Source organism: Achromobacter sp. JCM 18799 (assembly GCF_055395645.1).
On sequence record NZ_AP043866.1, the window covers coordinates 6,628,509 to 6,646,352 of the forward strand.

The window sequence follows — 17,844 nt, forward strand, 5'->3', positions numbered from 1 at the left end:
CCGGATTCGAGACAGCGGGCGCCACAAGCCCGCGGACAAAAAACCAATCAGGAGACATACATGAACACACGCAGGCGATACACGCTGGCAGTGCTGGCCGGCCTGATGACCGCAATATCCTTGCCGCAGATGTCGCACGCGGCCGATGACTATCCGAACAAACCCCTGCGCCTGATCGCGCCCAGTTCGCCCGGCGGAATCCTGGACATCACCAGCCGGGTGATAGGCAAGAAGCTGTCAGAGCGGCTCGGTCAGCCGGTGGTGGTGGAGAACATGGCAGGCGCGGCCGGCATCCTGGGCATGCAAGGCCTGCTGCGCGCCGAGCCCGACGGCTACACGATGGTCATGGGCAGCAGCGGCCCGAACGCGGTCAATTACACGCTGTACAGCAAGCTGCCGTACGCAATGTCCGACTTCGCCCCGGTGATCCGCATCATCACCATGCCGAACGCGCTGGTGGTCAACGCCAACGCGCCGGTCAAGACGCTGGCGGAGTTTCGCGACTATGCCCGCAAGAAGCAGGGCAACCTGTCCATGGCGGTTTCCATGATCGGCACGTCCGGACACCTGGGCGGAGAGCTGCTGAAGAACCGCCTGGACTTCACCGCGGTCACCGTGCCCTACAAGGGCGCCGCGCCCGCGACCAACGACCTGGTCGCGGGCCAGGTCGACTTCACGGTCGAGAACGTGATCACCGTCGCGCCGCTGGTCAAGGCGGGCAGGCTGCGGGCGCTGGCGGTTACCACCCGCGAGCGCAGCCAGATCCTGCCCGATGTGCCGACGCTGGCCGAGCAAGGCTATCCCGATGTGGACGTCGGCGCCTGGCTGGGCGTACTGGTCGCGGCGCGCACGCCGCCGGCGGTGGTCGCGCGGCTGAACACGGAGCTCAACGCGGTCCTGGCCGATGAAGAGGTGAAGAAGCAGCTGGCGCAGCAGGGCGGCATTCCGCTGGGCGGCACGCCGGCCGAGTTCGACAGCTTCATCCGGTCGGAAAAAGACCGTTGGGAAAAAATCATCAAGGCCGCCGGCATCAAGGCGGAATGACCAGCATGCCGGCGGCCTGGCGCTGCCGGCATGCGTAGGGAGGCATGATCCATGGCAATCGATTATCAAAACCTGCGCAACTGGAAGTTCGAGGACCGCGTCGACCGCTACAGCGCGCGCGACTGCATGATCTACGCGCTGGGCCTGGGCTACGGCAGCGACCCTGCCGATGAAGCCGAGCTGCGCTACGTGCTCGAGGACGGGACGGCCGTGGTGCCGACTTTCCTGGCCACCATCGGCGCGCCCAACGGCTGGGCCGCCGATCCGGCCACCGGCATAGACTGGGTCAAGATCCTGCACGGCGAGCATCGCATGACCTTCCACGCGCCGCTGGCCGCGGCCGGCGCGGTGCGCAGCCAGACCCGCGTCACGCGGGTGGTGGACAAGGGCGCCAGCAAAGGTGCGCTGGTGGTGACCGTGCGCGACATTTCGGACGCCGACAGCGGCGCGCCGCTGGCCACGGTGGAGCATGTGTCGTTCTGCCGCGCCGATGGCGGCTTCGGCCAGGGCGACGAACCGCCCGAGGCCTTGCCGGCCACGCCGCAACGCGAGCCCGATCAGGTCGTGCTGCTGTCCACGCTGCCGCAGCAGGCATTGCTCTATCGCCTGAACGGCGATCTCAATCCGGTGCACGCGCTGCCGCACATGGCGCGCACGGCGGGCTTCGACCGGCCCATCCTGCATGGCCTGTGCACCTATGGCATGGCGGCGCGCGCGCTGCTGCAGGCCTGCGCGCCCGGGGGGGCGCAACGCCTGGGCGCCATCGCCGCGCGTTTTTCCGCGCCGTTCTTTCCAGGCGAGACGCTGCGCGTGGAGATCTGGCGCGACGGCGACCGCCTGCAATTCCGCGCGCTGGCGCACGAGCGCGGCACGGTGGTGCTGAGCCACGGCGCCGCCAGCCTGGCGCATTGAGAGAAACCAGAGGTGAACCATGTCTGTACTTGAAGCCCATGCCCGGGAGATGCCCGATGGCATCGCCTACCGCATGATTCCGTCCGGCACCACGGTGACCTGGCGCGAGTTGGAACTGCGCAGCCGCAAATGCGCGGCGGCCTTGCTGGACGCCGGCCTGCAATCCGGCGACGTGATCGCGGTGTTCCTGGAGAACCATCCGCGCTTCTTCGAACTGTTGTGGGCCGCGCACCGCGTCGGCCTGTACTACACCACCATCAGCCGCCACCTCAAGCGCGAGGAAGCGCGCTACATCATCGAGAACTGCGACGCGCGGGTGTTGTTCTACTCCGGCCACACCCAGGCCGAAACGGATGCGGATGCGCTGGACGCGCGCGGCGTGCTGCGCGTGAGCATGGACGGCGCGGACGCCAGCGCGATCCAGTACGAAGACTGGACCGGCCGTTACGCCGACGACGTGGCCCTGCCCGAAACCCCGGAAGGCACGGACTTCCTGTATTCGTCGGGGACCACCGGACTGCCCAAGGGCATCAAGCGCCCGCTGTCCGTGGCCAACCGCTATTTCCGCGTTGGCGACGCGCCCAGCAGCGCCTGGAAGGCCTTCGACCGCGACACCGTCTATCTGTCCACCGCGCCGTTCTACCACGCGGCCCCGGTGCGCTGGAACATGGCGGCGCTGCGGGCGGGCGGCAGCTGCGTCATGATGGAAAAATTCGACGCGGCCGCGGCGCTGGAGGCCATCGCCACCTATGGCGTTACCCATTCGCAATGGGTGCCGACCATGTTCATCCGCCTGCTGCGCCTGCCGCCAGAGGAGCGCGCGCGACACAACCTGTCCACGCTGCGCTACGCGGTGCACGCGGCCGCGCCGTGCCCGGCCGACGTCAAGGAGGCGATGATCGCGTGGTGGGGGCCGATCCTGTACGAGTACTACAGCGGCACCGAACTGGTGGGACGCACCTCGCTGGGCTCCGACGAGTGGCTGGCGCACCGCGGCTCGGTCGGCCGGCCGGAGTTCGGCCAGGCCCACATCATGAGCGAGGACGGGCTGAACGAACTGCCCGCGGGCCAGCCCGGCGTCATCTATTTTTCCGGCGGCGGCTCCTTCGAATATCACAAGGATCCGGACAAGACGCGCGGCGCCTACAACGCGCGCGGCTGGGCCACCTACGGCGATATCGGCTATCTGGACCAGGACGGCTATCTGTACCTGACAGACCGCCTGTCCAACATGATCGTGTCGGGCGGCGTCAACATCTATCCCCAGGAAGCGGAGAACCTGCTGAGCACGCATCCCGCGGTGGCCGACGTGGCGGTGGTCGGCGTGCCGAACACGGAGTTCGGCGAGGAGGTGAAAGCGGTGGTGCAACTGCGCGATCCCGCCGCCGCCAGCCCCGACCTGGCGCAGCAGCTCATCGCCTACTGCCGCGACCGGATCTCGCCCATCAAGTGCCCGAAGAGCGTGGACTTTTCCAGCGACATGCCGCGCACCGAGACCGGCAAGCTGCTCAAGCGCCTGGTCAAGCAACGCTACTGGCCGCAAGCCTAGGCGGCCCGCCATGACAGACCAGGAGACCGCATGAACCCGCAGCGCAAGCTTTTCTCGGCGGAGCACGAACTGTTCCGCGACACGGTGGCGCGCTTCATTGCGCAAGAGATCACGCCCCATCACTACCAATGGGAACAGGAAGGCCTGGTGCCGCGCGAGCTGTGGCGCAAGGCCGGCGCGGCCGGAATCCTGCTGCCCAGCACGCCCGAGGAATACGGCGGCGGCGGCGGCGACTTCCTGCACACCATCATCGTGGTGGAAGAGATCGCCCGTGCGCTGGCCACCGGCGTCACCGGCTTCACCACCCATTCCGACATCGTCGCGCCCTACCTGCTGAACTTCGGCAGCGAACGCCAGAAGCAGCGCGACCTGCCCGGCATGGCCCAGGGCGACATCGTGGCGTCCATCGCCATGACCGAGCCGGGCGCGGGCAGCGACGTCAAGGCGATACGCACGGCGGCGGCCAAGGCGCCGGGCGGCTATGTCATCAACGGCCAGAAGGCCTTCATCACCAACGGCTTCCATGCCGACCGCGTGCTGGTGGTGGCCAAGACCGATCCCGCCGCCGGCGCCCGCGGCATCAGCCTGTTCTGGGTCGATACCGCGACGCCCGGCTTCACCCGCGGACGCCTTTTGGACAAGGTCGGGCAGAAGGCGCAGGACACGGCCGAACTCTTTTTCCAGGACATGTTCGTGCCGGACGCGGACATGCTGGGCGAGCCGGGGCAGGGCTTCGGCTATCTGATGAAGGAACTGGTGCGCGAGCGCCTGATGATCGCGGTGCGCTGCGCCATGGCGCTGGAGAGCGCGCTGCAATGGACCGTCGACTACACCAAGAACAGGCGCGCCTTCGACAAGGCGTTGATCGACAACCAGCACATCCGCTTCAAGCTGGCCGACATCAAGACCCTGGCCGCCGCCACCCGCGCCTTCGTCGACGGCTGCGTGCAGCAATACCTGGATGGCGAGCTCGATGCCGGCGGCGCGGCCATGGCCAAGCTGTGGGCTTCTGAAGCCACCAGCGCCATCGACGACCTGCTGCAGTTCCACGGCGGCTACGGCTACATGCGCGAATACCCCATCGCCCGCGCCTACACCGACGTGCGGCCCAACCGGATTTACGGCGGCGCTTCGGAGGTCATGCGCGAGCTGATCGCGCGGACGCTTTGAACCTTCTTCTTCGACTTCGACAGGAACAGATCCCTACATGAGCAAGCATCTCTCGAAATCGGTCGCCATCGTCGGCGCCGCGGAATCCGACCTGGGGAAGGTACCCGGGATGACCTCGCTGGACCTGCAGGCGCAGGCAGCGGCCCGCGCGTTGCGCGATGCCGGGTTGACGCTCAAGGACGTCGACGGCGTGTTCGCGCACGTGGACGACAAGTTCGCCGGCCTGCACCTTGCGGAATACCTGGGCATACGGCCGCGCTACGTCGATTCGACCAGCGTGGGCGGCATGTCCAGCGTCATGCACATCCGCCACGCCATGGCCGCCATTGAGGCCGGCATGTGCGAGGTGGCGCTGGTGGCCTACGGCAGCACCCAGCTGTCGGACGGCACACGCAAAGTGGGCGGCACGCCCGAAGACATGCGCATGCCGCGCGGGCAGTTCATCACGCCGTATGGGCAGCTGAGCCCCATCGGCTACTACGCGATGGTGGCGCAGCTGCACATGCAGCGCTACGGCACCACGCACAAGGACCTGGCCGAAGTGGCGGTGGCGGCGCGCAAATGGGCGCAGCTCAATCCCAAGGCCTACCGCCGCGAGGACACCTCGATCGAGGAAGTCATGGCGTCCAAGATGATTGCCGATCCTCTGCGCCAGCGCGACTGCTGCCTGGTGACCGACGCCGGCGGCGCGGTCATCATCACGTCCGCGGCACGCGCCCGCGAACTCAAGCGGCCGCCGGTCTACGTGATGGGCATCGCCGAATCCTTCTCGCACCACTACACGCCTTTCAACACCGCGGACTGGCTGGACACCAATGTGGCGCAGACGGCGGACGCCGCGCTCGCCATGGCCGGCGTCACGCGCGCCGACATCGATGTGGTGCAGATCTACGACCACTTCACCATCGGCGTGATCCAGTCGCTGGAGGAACTGGGCTTCTGCAAGCGCGGGGAGGGCGGGGCCTTCGTGGCGGACGGGCGCCTGGCTCCCGGAGGCGACTTCCCCATCAATACCTCGGGCGGCGGCCTGTCCTATAACCATCCCGGCCAGTTCGGCATGCTGCTGCTGCTCGAGGCCGTGCACCAATTGCGCAAGGAATGCGGTGAGCGTCAGCTGCCCCGCGCCGAGCTGGCCTTGGTACATGCGCCCGGCCTGGTTTTTTCCTGCAATACCACCCTGATACTCGGAGTCTGACCATGGATCTCGCCCAACGCCCGCTGCCGCAACCGACCCGGATCACCCAGCCCTACTGGGATGCGGCGAAGGAAAACCGCCTGGTCATCCAGCAGTGCGGCTGCTGCAAGACGCGCCAGTTCTATCCGCGCGAATTCTGCACGGCCTGCCTGTCCGACAGCATCGAATGGATCGACTCCGCAGGCCAGGGCACCGTCTACACCTACACCGTCAACCGGCGCCCGAGCAACGCGGCCCTGAGCGAAAAAGTGCCTTATGTCGTCGCCATGATCGACCTGGACGAAGGCGTGCGCATGATGGCAAACATCATCGACAGCCCGCCCGAGGCGGTCCGGATAGGAAGCCGGGTGCGGGTGTGCTTCGAACAGGTATCGGACGAGATCACCTTGCCGCAGTTCAGGCTGGAGGCTTGAGCACAGCGCCGGCCCGTGGCCGGCGTTGCTGCGTGGCTACAGGTGCTGCTTGAAGAAAGGAACCAGCTCGGCCATGGCCAGCGCCACGGGTTCGGGCTTGTCATAGAAGTCGTAGTGCGACCAGCCTTCGACCAGCACCATGCGCTTGTCCCTGGAGCCGGCGCGGCCGTAGATTTCCCAGCCGTCGCGGTAGGCGCCGAAGCCGCCCGGCTTGCTGCCCATCACCACCATCAGCGGCTGGGTCAGCAGCACTTCCGCGTTCAGGAAGGCATCCCAGCCCATCGCGGCGCTATTGAAGGAGTACAAACCGCTGGTCGCGCCATTAGGCTGCCGGCCGCGCGGCGTCTTGTAGTACTCGGTGGCTTCCAGCAGGTCGATGTCGGTGATGCCGGCCTGCTTGCCCGCTTCCACCGAGTCCGGCAGGTAATTGATGATGTGGGGCGCGGCGCCCTTGGCCTCCGCCGTGCGCTGCTTGGCCATGGCCTCGATCGCGGCCAGCGGATCGAAATTGGCGAAACCCTCCCGGATCAGGCGCCCGAAATTCACGCCTGTGATCGAGGCCAGCGCCTTGATGCGGTGGTCGGTGATGGCGGCGTGGATGGTATAGGCGCCGCCGCCGCAGATGCCGATCGCGCCGATGCGGTTCTCGTCCACATAGGGCAGCGACTGCAGATAGTCGATGGCGTGGCGGATGTCGGACACGCGGATGGCCGGATCCTCCATATAGCGGGGCTCGCCGCCGCTGGCGCCCTGGAAGCTCGCGTCGAAGGCCAGGACGATGAAGCCCTCCTTGGCCAGCCCGGCGCCGTACACATTGCCGCTGGTCTGTTCCTTGCAACTGCCGATGGGGTGGGTGCTGACGATGGCCGGATACTTTTTCTTCTCGTCGAAACCCGGCGGCAGGTAGAGGTCGGCGGCCGTGTCCCAGCCCAGGTTCCGGTAGCTGACGTGCTTGATGGTGGTCGAGGTCATGATGGTTTCCTTGTCGGGCGGTGTGTGCCAGAGGATGGGGTGATCAGTGATGCAATGGAGTCATCTTAGGAGCGCCATTGATTAAGATAAATACGCATTGAAGGACATGAGAGTTAAGCTATGCTTACCAATATGCCCATGTCGCCTTCGCTACTCCCCGCGCTCGCCTGGTTCGCGCACATCGCCCGCCATCGCAGCTTCACCAAGGCCGCGTCGGAAATGGAAGTGTCGCGCGCGGCCCTGTCGCAGCAGTTGAAGGCGCTGGAACAGCAGCTGAACGTGCGGCTGCTGCATCGCACGACCCGCGACATGTCGTTGACCGAAGAAGGGCAACGGCTGTTCGATGCGCTTGCGCCCGCGCTCGCGTCCATCGAGCGCGCAGTCGGCGAACTGGGCGAGGCCTGCGCCGAGCCCGCCGGCCTGATCCGCATCAACACCTCGCGGCCGGCCGCGAGGTTGTTGCTGGAGCCGGGCATGACCCGCTTCCTGGCGGCCTACCCGAAGTTGCGGCTGGAACTGGTCATGAACGACGGCTTCGCCAACATCGTGGCCGAAGGGCTGGATGTCGGCATCCGGCTGGGCGAAAGCCTGGACGAACACATGATCGCTGTGCCGGTGACCCCCATGCTGGAAATGGCCATCGTCGGCGCGCCGGCCTACTTCGAGCGCCACGGCATCCCCGAAACGCCCGCCGACCTGATGCGGCACAACTGCCTGTCCTACCGCTACACCACCAGCGGCACGATAGACCGCTGGACGTTCAACTCCCCCGATGCCGAGGGCCGCACGATCGTGCTGGAGCCGCAGGGCAACGCCGTCTTCAACGACGACGACAGCATGCTGCGCGCGGCGGTGCAGGGGGTAGGGCTGGTCCAGCACATCGACCTGTGCGTGCGCCAGCAACTGGCCGAGGGCACGCTGGTGCGCGTCCTGCGGCCGTGGTGCAAGCCATTTCCGGGATTCTTTCTTTATGTGCCGTCGCGGGCGCAAATGCCGGCCAAGATACGGGCGCTGATGGATTTTCTGGTGGAACAGCGGCGGTGGTTGGAGCAGGAGAAGCGCGACATCCTGGGGTAGCCGGCGCGCGGTTGGCGCAGGCAAATAAAAAAGGCCGGTCTGACTTTGAATCAGACCGGCCTTCTGCGGTATTTGGTGGAGCCGGGGGGAATTGAACCCCCGTCCGCAAGCCCTCCGCAACCAGTTCTACATGCGTAGTCGATTTATTTGGTTTTAACCCTGGACTTAGCCAACCGACAGGCCGGACCAGAGCGATTCACGTAATTTAAATTTGAACCGTGTGACCCCAGTTCAAACCGATTCCTTGTGAATGTCGCTGCTGCGGTTCGAGGGTTGCCCCTCTAGGAAGTTGCCTTCCCCCGCCTGACCCAAGGACAGATCAGTGCAGCGGCTCACCGCTTAAGCGGCGAGAGCGAAACGCTCGTCGTTGGCGTTTGTAGTGTTCCAGTGGTTTAACGAGCGTACTGGTGCTCGGCATGCCCTGAGTTGTTTCGCGACCCACGTCGAATCCGGATCGGCCCCAAGAACATCTATTGTACTGGGAAACGCCATAGCCTGCTGCATCGTCTGCGCCGCCATGCCCGGGCGTGGCGCAGACGATACAGGCGGGGCGTCAGGCGGCGTTGGCGCAGGCCGCCTTGGGCTCCCGGCGCGGGCGCGAGGCCGCCATCAGCGCGATGGCCAGGATCACGGAGACGCCGACGATGACGGCCGCGGCCCAGCCCAGCGAGGCCAGCCCGTAGTTGTCGATGACGTACCCGCCGACCACGGCGCCCAGGCCGATGCCGGTATTGGCGCCCGAGATATTCAGGGACGCGGCAAAGGCCGGCGCTTCCGGCGCGGACTTCATCAGCCGCACGTGGCAGACGATGAAGAGCGCGGCTTGCGCAATGCCCCAGACGCCCAGCGCCACGGCCAGCAGGCCATGCGATTGCATCACGGGGGCGATCACGGCCAGCCCGGCCGCCATCAGCGCCGAAAAGAGCGCGGTCGCGCCCAGCGGGCTGCGGTCGACCATGCGGCCGCCCAGGGTGTTGCCGATCAAACCGACGGCGCCGAACGCCATCATGGTCCAGCCCACGATCTGGCCGTTGAAGCCGGCCAATCGCTCCAGCATGTCCGCCAGGTAGGTGTAGGCCGTGAACATGCCAGTGAAAACAAGCAGCGACAGCAGCACATGTCCCACCACGATCGGATTGCGCAGGATGCGCAGTTGCGTGATGAGCTTGACGCTATCGGCGCGGATGCGGGTGCTGGGGAAGGCGAACAGCAAGAGCAGGGCCTTGGCGAACGCCACCGCCGACAGCACGCCAAAGGCGGCGCGCCAGCCGAAGGCGTCGGAAATCAGCACGCCGATGGGGATGCCGAACACCGTGGCCGCGACGATGCCGAAGGCGACCATGGAGATGGCGCGGCCGGCGCGCGCCGGGCCGACCAGCTCCACGGCCGTGGCGCTGGCCAGCGACCAGAATACGGGCAGAGCCAGGGCAGGGACGAGGCGAGCCACGGCCATGACCCAGATGTTCGGCGCGACGGCCGCCAGGGCGTTGGACAGGCCGAACAGCACCAGCACGCCGATGAACAGCCGCTTGCGCTCGATATTGGCCATGAGCGCCGTGAGCAGCGGACCGGTCGCCGCCACCGTGAAGGCGAACAGCGATACCAGCAGGCCGGCCTGGGACACGGTGACGTCCAGGTCGCGGGCCAGGCCGGGCAGCAGCCCGATGATCAGGAACTCTGTCGTCAGGATGGTGAAGCCGGCGGCGGAAAGTAACAGGATGGGCAATAGCATAGGCATTCCTCTGGCGCGGCGCGGGATGGCGGCGCGCGGGCGGCGTTGTGGGCGGTCTAAAAAAAGGTCAGGGGTGCGCCGGCCGGAGCGCCGGGCAGAGCATCGGGGCCGAAAGGCGCCGGTGCGGGGATCAGTGGCGGCGGATGGTACTGGCCGCAACTGCCGGCATCAGCCGGAAAAGGCAATCGGGAAGCACCCGCATGCCTTGCATGAGTCACACTTTAAGTGACTATGGTTTCAGGATAAAGACCCTGGTGTCGGAAATATTGTTCGGGTAACTCAACTAATTCCTGCGAACAACCAAAAGGCCGGAACCGGGCCGCATGGCGGCCCGGCCGTGCAGACTTAGCGCAGATCGCTGGGCAGCAGCGGATGGATGGCGGACCAGAGTTCCGCGGGGGTATTGGCGCAGGTTTCCGCTTCCCAGGCCGTGATGTTGTCGTCCTCGCCGACGTAGCCGTAAGCGGCTGCCACCGCGGGCATGCCTGCCGCGTGCGCGGCCTGGATGTCGCGCAGGTCGTCGCCGACATAGACGCAGCGGTCTACGGCGAAGCCGGCTTCGCGCGCGGCGTGCTGCAGCGGCAGCGGGTGCGGCTTGGCGTGCGCCGTGGTGTCGCCGCAGACCAGGACCGCGCTGTCGCGCGTCAGGTCCAGGTATTCGACGATGGGCAGGGTCAGGTAGGTGACCTTGTTGGTCACGATGCCCCAGGACAGTCCGCGGCTGCGGATGTCCGCCAGCAGCGCTTCGATGCCGGGAAACAGCTTGCTGTGGACGGTGGAGCCGGCGGCGTAGTCTTCCAGGAACTGAAGGCGGGTGGGCTCGTAGTCGGCGTCGCCCGGCTTCAAGTCCAGCGCCACGCGCAGCAGGCCGCGCGCGCCCTGGGATGCGACCGGACGCAAGGCCTCGTAGGGCATCGGTTCCAGGCCCTTGCGGGTGCGCTGGCGGTTGGCCGCGGCGGCCAGGTCGGGGGCGGTGTCGGCCAGCGTGCCGTCGAAGTCGAACAGGATCAGGGCGCTCATTTGCGGGTAGCCATCAGGTAGTTGACCGAGGTGTCGGAAGACAGGGTGTAGATCTGGGTGATCGGGTTGTATTCCATGCCGCGCATGCTGACCGGTTCCAGGTTGGCGCCGCGCGCGGCCGCCGACAGCTCGCTGGGCTTGATGAACTGGTCATAGCTGTGCGTGCCGCGCGGCAGCAGGCGCAGGACATATTCGGCGCCCACGATGGCGAACAGGAAGGACTTGGGATTACGGTTCAGCGTCGAAAAGAACACCCAGCCGCCCGGTTTGACCAGGGTCGAGCAGGCGCGCACGACGGACGCCGGGTCCGGCACGTGTTCCAGCATTTCCATGCAGGTCACCACGTCGTACTGACCGGGTTGTTCCGCTGCGAGTTCCTCTACGGGAACCTTGCGGTACTCCACCTTCACGCCGGATTCCAGGCCATGCAGGCGAGCCACTTTCAGGGACTTGTCGGCCAGGTCGATGCCGGTGACCTCGGCGCCGCTGCGCGCCATGGCTTCGGACAGGATGCCGCCGCCGCAACCCACGTCCAGCACCTTCTTGCCCGCCAGGCTGCCTGCGCATTCCTGGATCCATTCCAGCCGCAGCGGGTTGATGGCGTGCAGAGGCTTGAACTCGCTTTCGGGATCCCACCAGCGGCTGGCCAGGGCGCCGAACTTGTCGATTTCGGCCTGGTCGGCGTTGATGGCGGGGCGGGCGGTGTCGTGAGTTTGCGTAGTCATGGGCAGGTTCAGCGTAAGGCGACTCTATGACTCTATATATAGAGGGGTCCGTCGCGCCGGGCGAGGGAGGGGCGGCGCAGCCCTGCACCGCTTTGGTGCGTGGCCGGCGAAAAAAAGGGCCTCGCTATGCGAGGCCCCCTTATTGTAGCTAGTCCAGCAATTACTTGCGGCTACCCACGATTTCGATCTCAACGCGACGGTTTTGGGCGCGGCCTTCCTTCGTCTTGTTGGAAGCGATCGGGTTCAGCTCACCCTTGCCTTCCGTGTAGATACGGTTCGGGTCGATACCCTTGCTGACCAGGTAGGTCTTGACCGAAGCGGCGCGGCGCTCGGACAGCTTCTGGTTGTAGGCTTCCGTACCGATCGAGTCGGTGTGGCCCACAGCAATGATGGTTTCGAGGTCGATACCGCGAGCTTGCTGGGCGACTTGGTCCAGCAGCTGACGGCCTTCGGGCTTCAGCGTCGACTTGTCGAAGTCGAAGAACGTGTCAGCATTGAACACGACCTTGGCCGCCATCGGGGCCGGCTTCGCCTTCTGTTGTGCAACCGGAACGCCGTCGCAACCGGGGATGCCGGTGGCCGGGGTCCAGAATGCATCGCGCCAGCACAGTTCGTTCGTGCCGTTCTTCCAAACGTCACCGAACGGGTTGCGCCAGTTGTCCACGGTTTGCGCGGAAGCTACACCAGAGGCCGTGACGGCGGCGAAGGCGAGCGCCAGAGCGAATTTGGAGGGTTTGTTCATGTTTCTCCTCGTTGAGCTTGAAGCTGGATAAGTGACTCGCAGCGAACCCCCGCCGCATATCAGGAAAACGGGGCCAGTATAGCAACGCCAAGAGCTGGTTCAAAGGAATAGCTACTGGGTTTCCTGCGTGCTGGAAACAATCTTAAGGCATTTGGGGGGCTTTGGCTTCCCTGGAGAGGCGCATTGGCGCTGGATATGACGTTTTCGGCGCTCCTTCGGTTTTCCATGTTGGTTTTTGACAACAGGGCCGCGGGACGCGGGCGGACGCGCGGTCGGTCGCCGCCCCATATCTTCCGCTCCGGCCGGTCGAGGCGCTACTTGGGGAGCGCCTTCTGACCTCTACGGGAATCGGATGATAGAATTTCCTGTTTACCCGGCCCGGGTTCCTCCTTACACGATTCTGTCGTTATATATATGGATTCCTTTGCCAAGGAGACGCTTCCGGTATCGCTGGAAGAAGAGATGCGCCGCAGTTACCTCGATTACGCGATGAGCGTGATCGTCGGGCGGGCGCTACCGGATGTGCGGGACGGCCTCAAGCCTGTCCACCGGCGCGTGCTCTACGCGATGCACGAACTGAACAACGACTGGAACCGCGCCTATAAGAAGTCGGCGCGTATCGTCGGGGACGTCATCGGTAAATACCACCCCCACGGCGACCAGTCCGTCTACGACACCATCGTCCGCATGGCGCAGGATTTTTCCATGCGCTACATGCTGGTCGACGGCCAGGGCAACTTCGGCTCGATCGACGGCGATAACGCCGCGGCGATGCGTTACACCGAAATCCGCCTGGCCAAGATCGCCCACGAATTGCTGGCCGACATCGACCAGGAAACGGTGGACTTTGGCCCCAATTACGACGGCAGCGAACAAGAACCGCTGCTGTTGCCGTCGCGCCTGCCCAACCTGCTGGTCAACGGCAGCTCGGGCATCGCGGTGGGCATGGCCACCAACATTCCGCCCCACAACCTCCAGGAAGTGGTCGACGGCTGCCTGTACTGCCTGCGCAATCCGGGCTGCTCGGTCGATGAGCTCATGGAGCTCATCCCGGCCCCCGATTTCCCCACCGGCGGCATCATCTACGGCATGTCCGGCGTGCGCGAAGGCTATCGCACCGGTCGCGGCCGCGTCATCATGCGCGCCAAGACCCACTTCGAAGACATGGAGAAGGGCAACCGCCAGGCCATCGTGGTCGACGCGATCCCCTACCAGGTCAACAAGAAGACGCTGCAGGAACGCATCGCCGAGCTCGTCAACGACAAGAAGATCGAAGGCATCTCGGACATCCGCGACGAGTCGGACAAGGACGGGATGCGCCTGGTCATCGAGCTCAAGCGCGGCGAGGTTCCCGAGGTCGTCCTGAACAACCTCTATAAGAACACGCAACTGCAGGACACCTTCGGGATGAACCTGGTGGCGCTGGTCGACGGCCAGCCCCGCCTGCTCAACCTGAAGCAGATGATCGACTACTTCCTGCAGCATCGCCGCGAAGTGGTCACGCGCCGCACGGTGTTCCAGTTGCGCAAGGCCCGCGAACGCGGCCACGTGCTGGAAGGCCTGGCCGTCGCGCTTGCCAACATCGACGATTTCATCGCCATCATCAAGGCGGCGCCGACCCCCCCGGTCGCGCGCCAGGAACTGATGGCGAAGTCGTGGGATTCGTCGCTGGTGCGCGAAATGCTGTCGCGCGCCGACGGCGATACGCCGGGAGGCCGCGCGGCCTTCCGTCCGGACGACCTGGGCGCCGAGTTCGGCCTCCAGGGCGACGGCCTGTACCGCCTGAGCGACACGCAGGCCCAGGAAATCCTGAACATGCGCCTGCAACGCCTGACCGGGCTGGAGCAGGACAAGATCGTCGGCGAATACAAGGACATCATGTCCACCATCGCCGACCTGCTGGATATCCTGGCGCGCCCCGAGCGCATCACGACGATCATTGGCGAAGAGCTGCAGGCCATCAAGGCGGAGTTCTCGACCGGCGCGAAGGATACGCGCCGCTCGGAAATCGAACTCAACGCCACCGAGCTCGACACCGAAGACCTGATCACCCCGACCGACATGGTCGTGACCCTGTCGCACGGCGGCTACATCAAGAGCCAGCCGCTGTCCGAGTACCGCTCGCAAAAGCGTGGCGGACGCGGCAAGCAGGCCACGGCCATGAAGGAAAACGACTGGATCGACCAGTTGTTCATCGCCAACACGCACGACTTCCTGCTGTGCTTCTCCAACCGCGGCCGCGTGTACTGGCTGAAGGTCTGGGAAGTGCCGCAAGGCACGCGCAATTCGCGCGGCAAGCCCATCGTCAACATGTTCCCGTTGGCCGAAGGCGAGAAGATCACCGTGGTGTTGCCGGTCAAGGAATTCAGCGAAGACCACTACGTCTTCATGGCGACCTCGCGCGGTACGGTCAAGAAGACCCCGCTGTCCGACTTCTCCAACCCGCGCAAGGCCGGCATCATCGCCGTGGACCTGGACGACGGCGACTACCTGATTGGCGCCGACCTGACCGACGGCCAGCATGACGTCATGCTGTTCTCGGACGCCGGCAAGGCCGTGCGCTTCGACGAGAACGACGTGCGTCCGATGGGCCGCAACGCCCGTGGCGTGCGCGGCATGATGCTGGAAGACACCCAGACCGTCATCGCGCTGCTCGTGGCTGGCGACGAAACGCAAAGCGTGCTGACCGCCACCGAAAACGGTTACGGCAAGCGCACGCCGATCACCGAGTACACGCGCCACGGCCGCGGCACCAAGGGCATGATCGCCATCCAGACCAGCTCGCGCAACGGCAAGGTCGTGGGCGCCGTGCTGGTCATGCCTTCGGACGAGATCATGCTGATCACGACCGGCGGCGTGCTGGTGCGCACCCGCGTCTCTGAAATCCGCGAAATGGGCCGCGCCACGCAAGGCGTCACGCTCATCAACGTCGACGACGGCAGTTCCCTGTCCGGCGTGCGTCGCGTCGTGGAAAGCGATGCGGACGATGACGGCGACCTGGGCGAAGACGGCCAGGACGCGGATGGCGGCGACGACAACGGCGCTGCGGACTCGACGGATTCGACGGAACCTACGGAGCAATAATGGCCCGCCCCTGGAACTTCTCGGCAGGCCCCTCGGCCTTGCCCGAGGTGGTGCTGCAGCAAGCCGCTGCGGAAATGCTGGACTGGCACGGCAGCGGCATGTCCGTGATGGAAATGAGCCATCGCGGCAAGCATTTCGTGCAGATCTGCGATGAAGCCGAGTCCGATCTGCGTGACCTGCTTGGACTGCCGGCGGATTACGCCGTCATGTTCATGCAGGGCGGCGGTTCCGGGGAAAACGCCATCGTCCCCATGAATCTCATGGGACGCCGCGGTACGCCGGCGGCCGACTTCGTCGTGACGGGCCATTGGTCCAAGCGTTCGTACAAGGAAGCCGGCCGCTACGGCAGCACCCATGTGGCGGCAAGCAGCGAGCAGGCCATCCAGCTGGATGGCCGCGAGCAGGCGCCGCTGACCTGGGTGCCGCCGGTCGATACCTGGCAAGTGCGCCAGGATTCGGCCTATCTGCACCTGTGCAGCAATGAAACCATCGGCGGCGTCGAGTTCATGGACTGGCCCGACACCGCCGCGCTGGGCGCCCCCGACGTGCCGCTGGTCGTCGACGCGTCCTCGCATTTCCTGTCGCGTCCGATGGACGTGACGCGCTGCGGCATGATGTACGCTGGCGCGCAGAAGAACGCCGGCCCGGCGGGCGTGACCATGGTCATCGCGCGCCGCGACCTGATCGGCCACGCCTTGCCGATCTGCCCGTCCGCGTTCGACTACGCCAACGTGGCAGCCGAACACTCGCGCTACAACACCCCGCCCACCTTCGCCATCTACGTCGCCGGCCTGGTGTTCAAGTGGGTCAAGGCCAATGGCGGCGTGGCCGGCATGGAAGCCGCGAACAAGGCCAAGGCCGATCTGCTGTACGGCTATCTGGACAGCACCAGCTTCTACCGCAACCCCATCCACGCACCCGTGCGTTCGCGCATGAACGTGCCGTTCGTGCTGCGCGACGAATCGCTCAACGACGCCTTCCTGCAAGGCGCGGACGCGGCCGGCCTGACGCAGCTCAAGGGCCACAAGAGCGTGGGCGGCATGCGCGCCTCGATCTACAACGCGGTGCCCCTGGCCGGGGTCTCGGCGCTGGTCGAGTACCTCAAGGAATTCGAGCGTCGCTATGGATGACGATCTGCAGCGCAAGCTGCTCCCCCTGCGTCAGCGCATCGACGCGTTGGACGCCCAGATCCTCGACCTCCTGACGCAGCGCGCAAGCGCCGCGCTGGAAGTGGGCGAGGCCAAGCACGCCGCGAATGCCGATGGCCCCGTGCTGCGCCCCGAGCGCGAAGCCGAGGTCATCCGCCGCCTGCAACAGACCAATCCCGGCCCGTTCCCGAACACCGGCGTGGCCGCGGTCTGGACCGAAATCATCTCGGCCTGCCGCGGCCTGGAGCGCGGCATGACGGTCGCCTTCCTGGGGCCGCAGGGCTCGTTCTCGGAGCAGGCCGCGCAGGAGCATTTCGGCCACGCCGTGCAGAAGCTGCCGTGCGCTTCGTTCGATGAAGTGTTCCGCGCCGTCGAGGCGGGGCAGGCCGACGTCGGCATGGTCCCGGTCGAGAACTCCACCGAAGGCGCGGTCAACCGCAGCCTGGATCTGCTGCTGAACACACCGCTGAAGATCCTGGGCGAGCGCTCGCTGGTGATACGCCACTGCCTGATGTCGCAGTCCGGCAGCATGGACGGCATCAAGACGATTTCCGCGCACCCGCAGGCGCTGGCCCAGTGCCAGGGCTGGCTCACGCGCAACTATCCCGACGTGGCCCGCGTGGCCGCGTCCAGCAATTCCGAGGCCGCGCGCGCGGCAGCCGGCGACCCGAGCATCGCGGCGATCGCCGGCGAAGTGGCGGCGCCCGCCTGGAACCTGCAGATCGTGGCCGCAGGCATTCAGGACGACCCGCACAACCGCACGCGCTTCCTGGCGATCGGCAACATCGAACCGCTGGTCAGCGGCAAGGACAAGACCAGCCTGATCCTGGCCGTGCCGAACCGCGCTGGCGCGGTCTACGAAATGCTGGCGCCGCTGGCGGCCAACGGCGTGTCCATGACGCGCTTCGAGTCGCGGCCGGCCCGCACCGGCCAGTGGGAATACTATTTTTATGTGGACGTCCTGGGTCACCGCAATGATCCGAACGTTGAACGCGCCCTGGCCGCCTTGCAGGCGCAGGTTGCCTACCTGAAAGTGCTGGGTTCCTACCCGGCGCCGTGAG

The 17,844-nt window shown here is 65.8% G+C and carries 15 protein-coding genes and 1 other RNA gene; 10 read left to right on the forward strand and 6 right to left on the reverse strand.

What is annotated here, in order from left to right; translation table 11 throughout:
- Positions 1-60: 60 nt before the first annotated feature.
- Genes ACZ5YA_RS31340 through ACZ5YA_RS31365 form a run of 6 tightly spaced genes read left to right on the forward strand, consistent with a single transcriptional unit; the run spans position 61 to position 6,283 of the window.
- The gene (locus ACZ5YA_RS31340; protein WP_059374542.1) at positions 61-1,044 is read left to right on the forward strand and encodes a Bug family tripartite tricarboxylate transporter substrate binding protein; all 984 of its coding nucleotides are present in this window, start codon (positions 61-63) and stop codon (positions 1,042-1,044) included.
- Positions 1,045-1,095: 51 nt separating this feature from the next.
- A complete protein-coding gene (locus ACZ5YA_RS31345) occupies positions 1,096-1,956 on the forward strand; it encodes a MaoC/PaaZ C-terminal domain-containing protein (protein ID WP_464091693.1) in 861 nt (286 codons plus the stop codon).
- A gap of 19 nt (positions 1,957-1,975) precedes the next feature.
- Positions 1,976-3,505 carry an AMP-binding protein gene (locus tag ACZ5YA_RS31350; protein WP_251877277.1) on the forward strand — a complete coding sequence of 510 codons (1,530 nt, stop codon included), beginning with the start codon at positions 1,976-1,978 and terminating at the stop codon, positions 3,503-3,505.
- Positions 3,506-3,535: 30 nt separating this feature from the next.
- Positions 3,536-4,675, forward strand: a complete 1,140-nt coding sequence (locus tag ACZ5YA_RS31355; RefSeq protein WP_464091694.1) for an acyl-CoA dehydrogenase family protein — start codon at positions 3,536-3,538, stop codon at positions 4,673-4,675.
- A gap of 37 nt (positions 4,676-4,712) precedes the next feature.
- Positions 4,713-5,870 carry an acetyl-CoA acetyltransferase gene (locus ACZ5YA_RS31360; protein ID WP_054450871.1) on the forward strand — a complete coding sequence of 386 codons (1,158 nt, stop codon included), beginning with the start codon at positions 4,713-4,715 and terminating at the stop codon, positions 5,868-5,870.
- A gap of 2 nt (positions 5,871-5,872) precedes the next feature.
- Complete coding sequence (locus ACZ5YA_RS31365; protein WP_280016344.1) at positions 5,873-6,283, forward strand: Zn-ribbon domain-containing OB-fold protein; 411 nt, start codon at positions 5,873-5,875, stop codon at positions 6,281-6,283.
- A 36-nt stretch (positions 6,284-6,319) separates the two neighbouring features.
- On the opposite strand, the gene ACZ5YA_RS31370 is transcribed toward ACZ5YA_RS31365, so the two are convergent.
- Positions 6,320-7,255: an alpha/beta hydrolase gene (locus ACZ5YA_RS31370; protein WP_464091695.1), complete on the reverse strand. Its 936-nt coding sequence runs from the start codon at positions 7,253-7,255 to the stop codon at positions 6,320-6,322.
- A gap of 120 nt (positions 7,256-7,375) precedes the next feature.
- Between ACZ5YA_RS31370 and ACZ5YA_RS31375 the strand changes: the two genes are divergently transcribed.
- Positions 7,376-8,332: a LysR family transcriptional regulator gene (locus ACZ5YA_RS31375; protein WP_464091696.1), complete on the forward strand. Its 957-nt coding sequence runs from the start codon at positions 7,376-7,378 to the stop codon at positions 8,330-8,332.
- 73 nt (positions 8,333-8,405) lie between these two features.
- Here the strand turns inward: ACZ5YA_RS31375 and ssrA are convergent.
- From ssrA to ompA, 5 genes are all read right to left on the reverse strand, one after another.
- Positions 8,406-8,794: a transfer-messenger RNA gene (gene ssrA / locus ACZ5YA_RS31380) on the reverse strand.
- 91 nt (positions 8,795-8,885) lie between these two features.
- The gene (locus tag ACZ5YA_RS31385) at positions 8,886-10,064 is read right to left on the reverse strand and encodes an MFS transporter (RefSeq protein ID WP_118933413.1); all 1,179 of its coding nucleotides are present in this window, start codon (positions 10,062-10,064) and stop codon (positions 8,886-8,888) included.
- 345 nt (positions 10,065-10,409) lie between these two features.
- Entirely contained in the window at positions 10,410-11,084 is a 675-nt protein-coding gene (locus ACZ5YA_RS31390; RefSeq protein WP_059374526.1) for an HAD-IA family hydrolase, read from the reverse strand.
- Positions 11,081-11,809 carry a bifunctional 2-polyprenyl-6-hydroxyphenol methylase/3-demethylubiquinol 3-O-methyltransferase UbiG gene (ubiG, locus tag ACZ5YA_RS31395; RefSeq protein ID WP_118933412.1) on the reverse strand — a complete coding sequence of 243 codons (729 nt, stop codon included), beginning with the start codon at positions 11,807-11,809 and terminating at the stop codon, positions 11,081-11,083. The genes ACZ5YA_RS31390 and ubiG overlap by 4 nt, the downstream gene beginning before the upstream one ends.
- 160 nt (positions 11,810-11,969) lie before the next feature.
- The gene (gene ompA, locus ACZ5YA_RS31400; RefSeq protein ID WP_013392385.1) at positions 11,970-12,551 is read right to left on the reverse strand and encodes an outer membrane protein OmpA; all 582 of its coding nucleotides are present in this window, start codon (positions 12,549-12,551) and stop codon (positions 11,970-11,972) included.
- Positions 12,552-12,965: 414 nt separating this feature from the next.
- On the opposite strand from ompA, the gene gyrA reads away from it, so the two are divergent.
- Genes gyrA through pheA form a run of 3 tightly spaced genes read left to right on the forward strand, consistent with a single transcriptional unit; the run spans position 12,966 to position 17,843 of the window.
- On the forward strand, positions 12,966-15,635 hold the full coding sequence (gene gyrA / locus ACZ5YA_RS31405) for a DNA gyrase subunit A (RefSeq protein WP_054450882.1): 2,670 nt from the start codon (positions 12,966-12,968) through the stop codon (positions 15,633-15,635).
- Positions 15,635-16,765 carry a 3-phosphoserine/phosphohydroxythreonine transaminase gene (serC, locus tag ACZ5YA_RS31410; protein WP_059374521.1) on the forward strand — a complete coding sequence of 377 codons (1,131 nt, stop codon included), beginning with the start codon at positions 15,635-15,637 and terminating at the stop codon, positions 16,763-16,765. Before gyrA ends, serC begins: the two co-directional genes overlap by 1 nt.
- Entirely contained in the window at positions 16,758-17,843 is a 1,086-nt protein-coding gene (gene pheA, locus ACZ5YA_RS31415; RefSeq protein WP_059374519.1) for a prephenate dehydratase, read from the forward strand. Before serC ends, pheA begins: the two co-directional genes overlap by 8 nt.
- The last annotated feature ends 1 nt before the right edge of the window (position 17,844 follow it).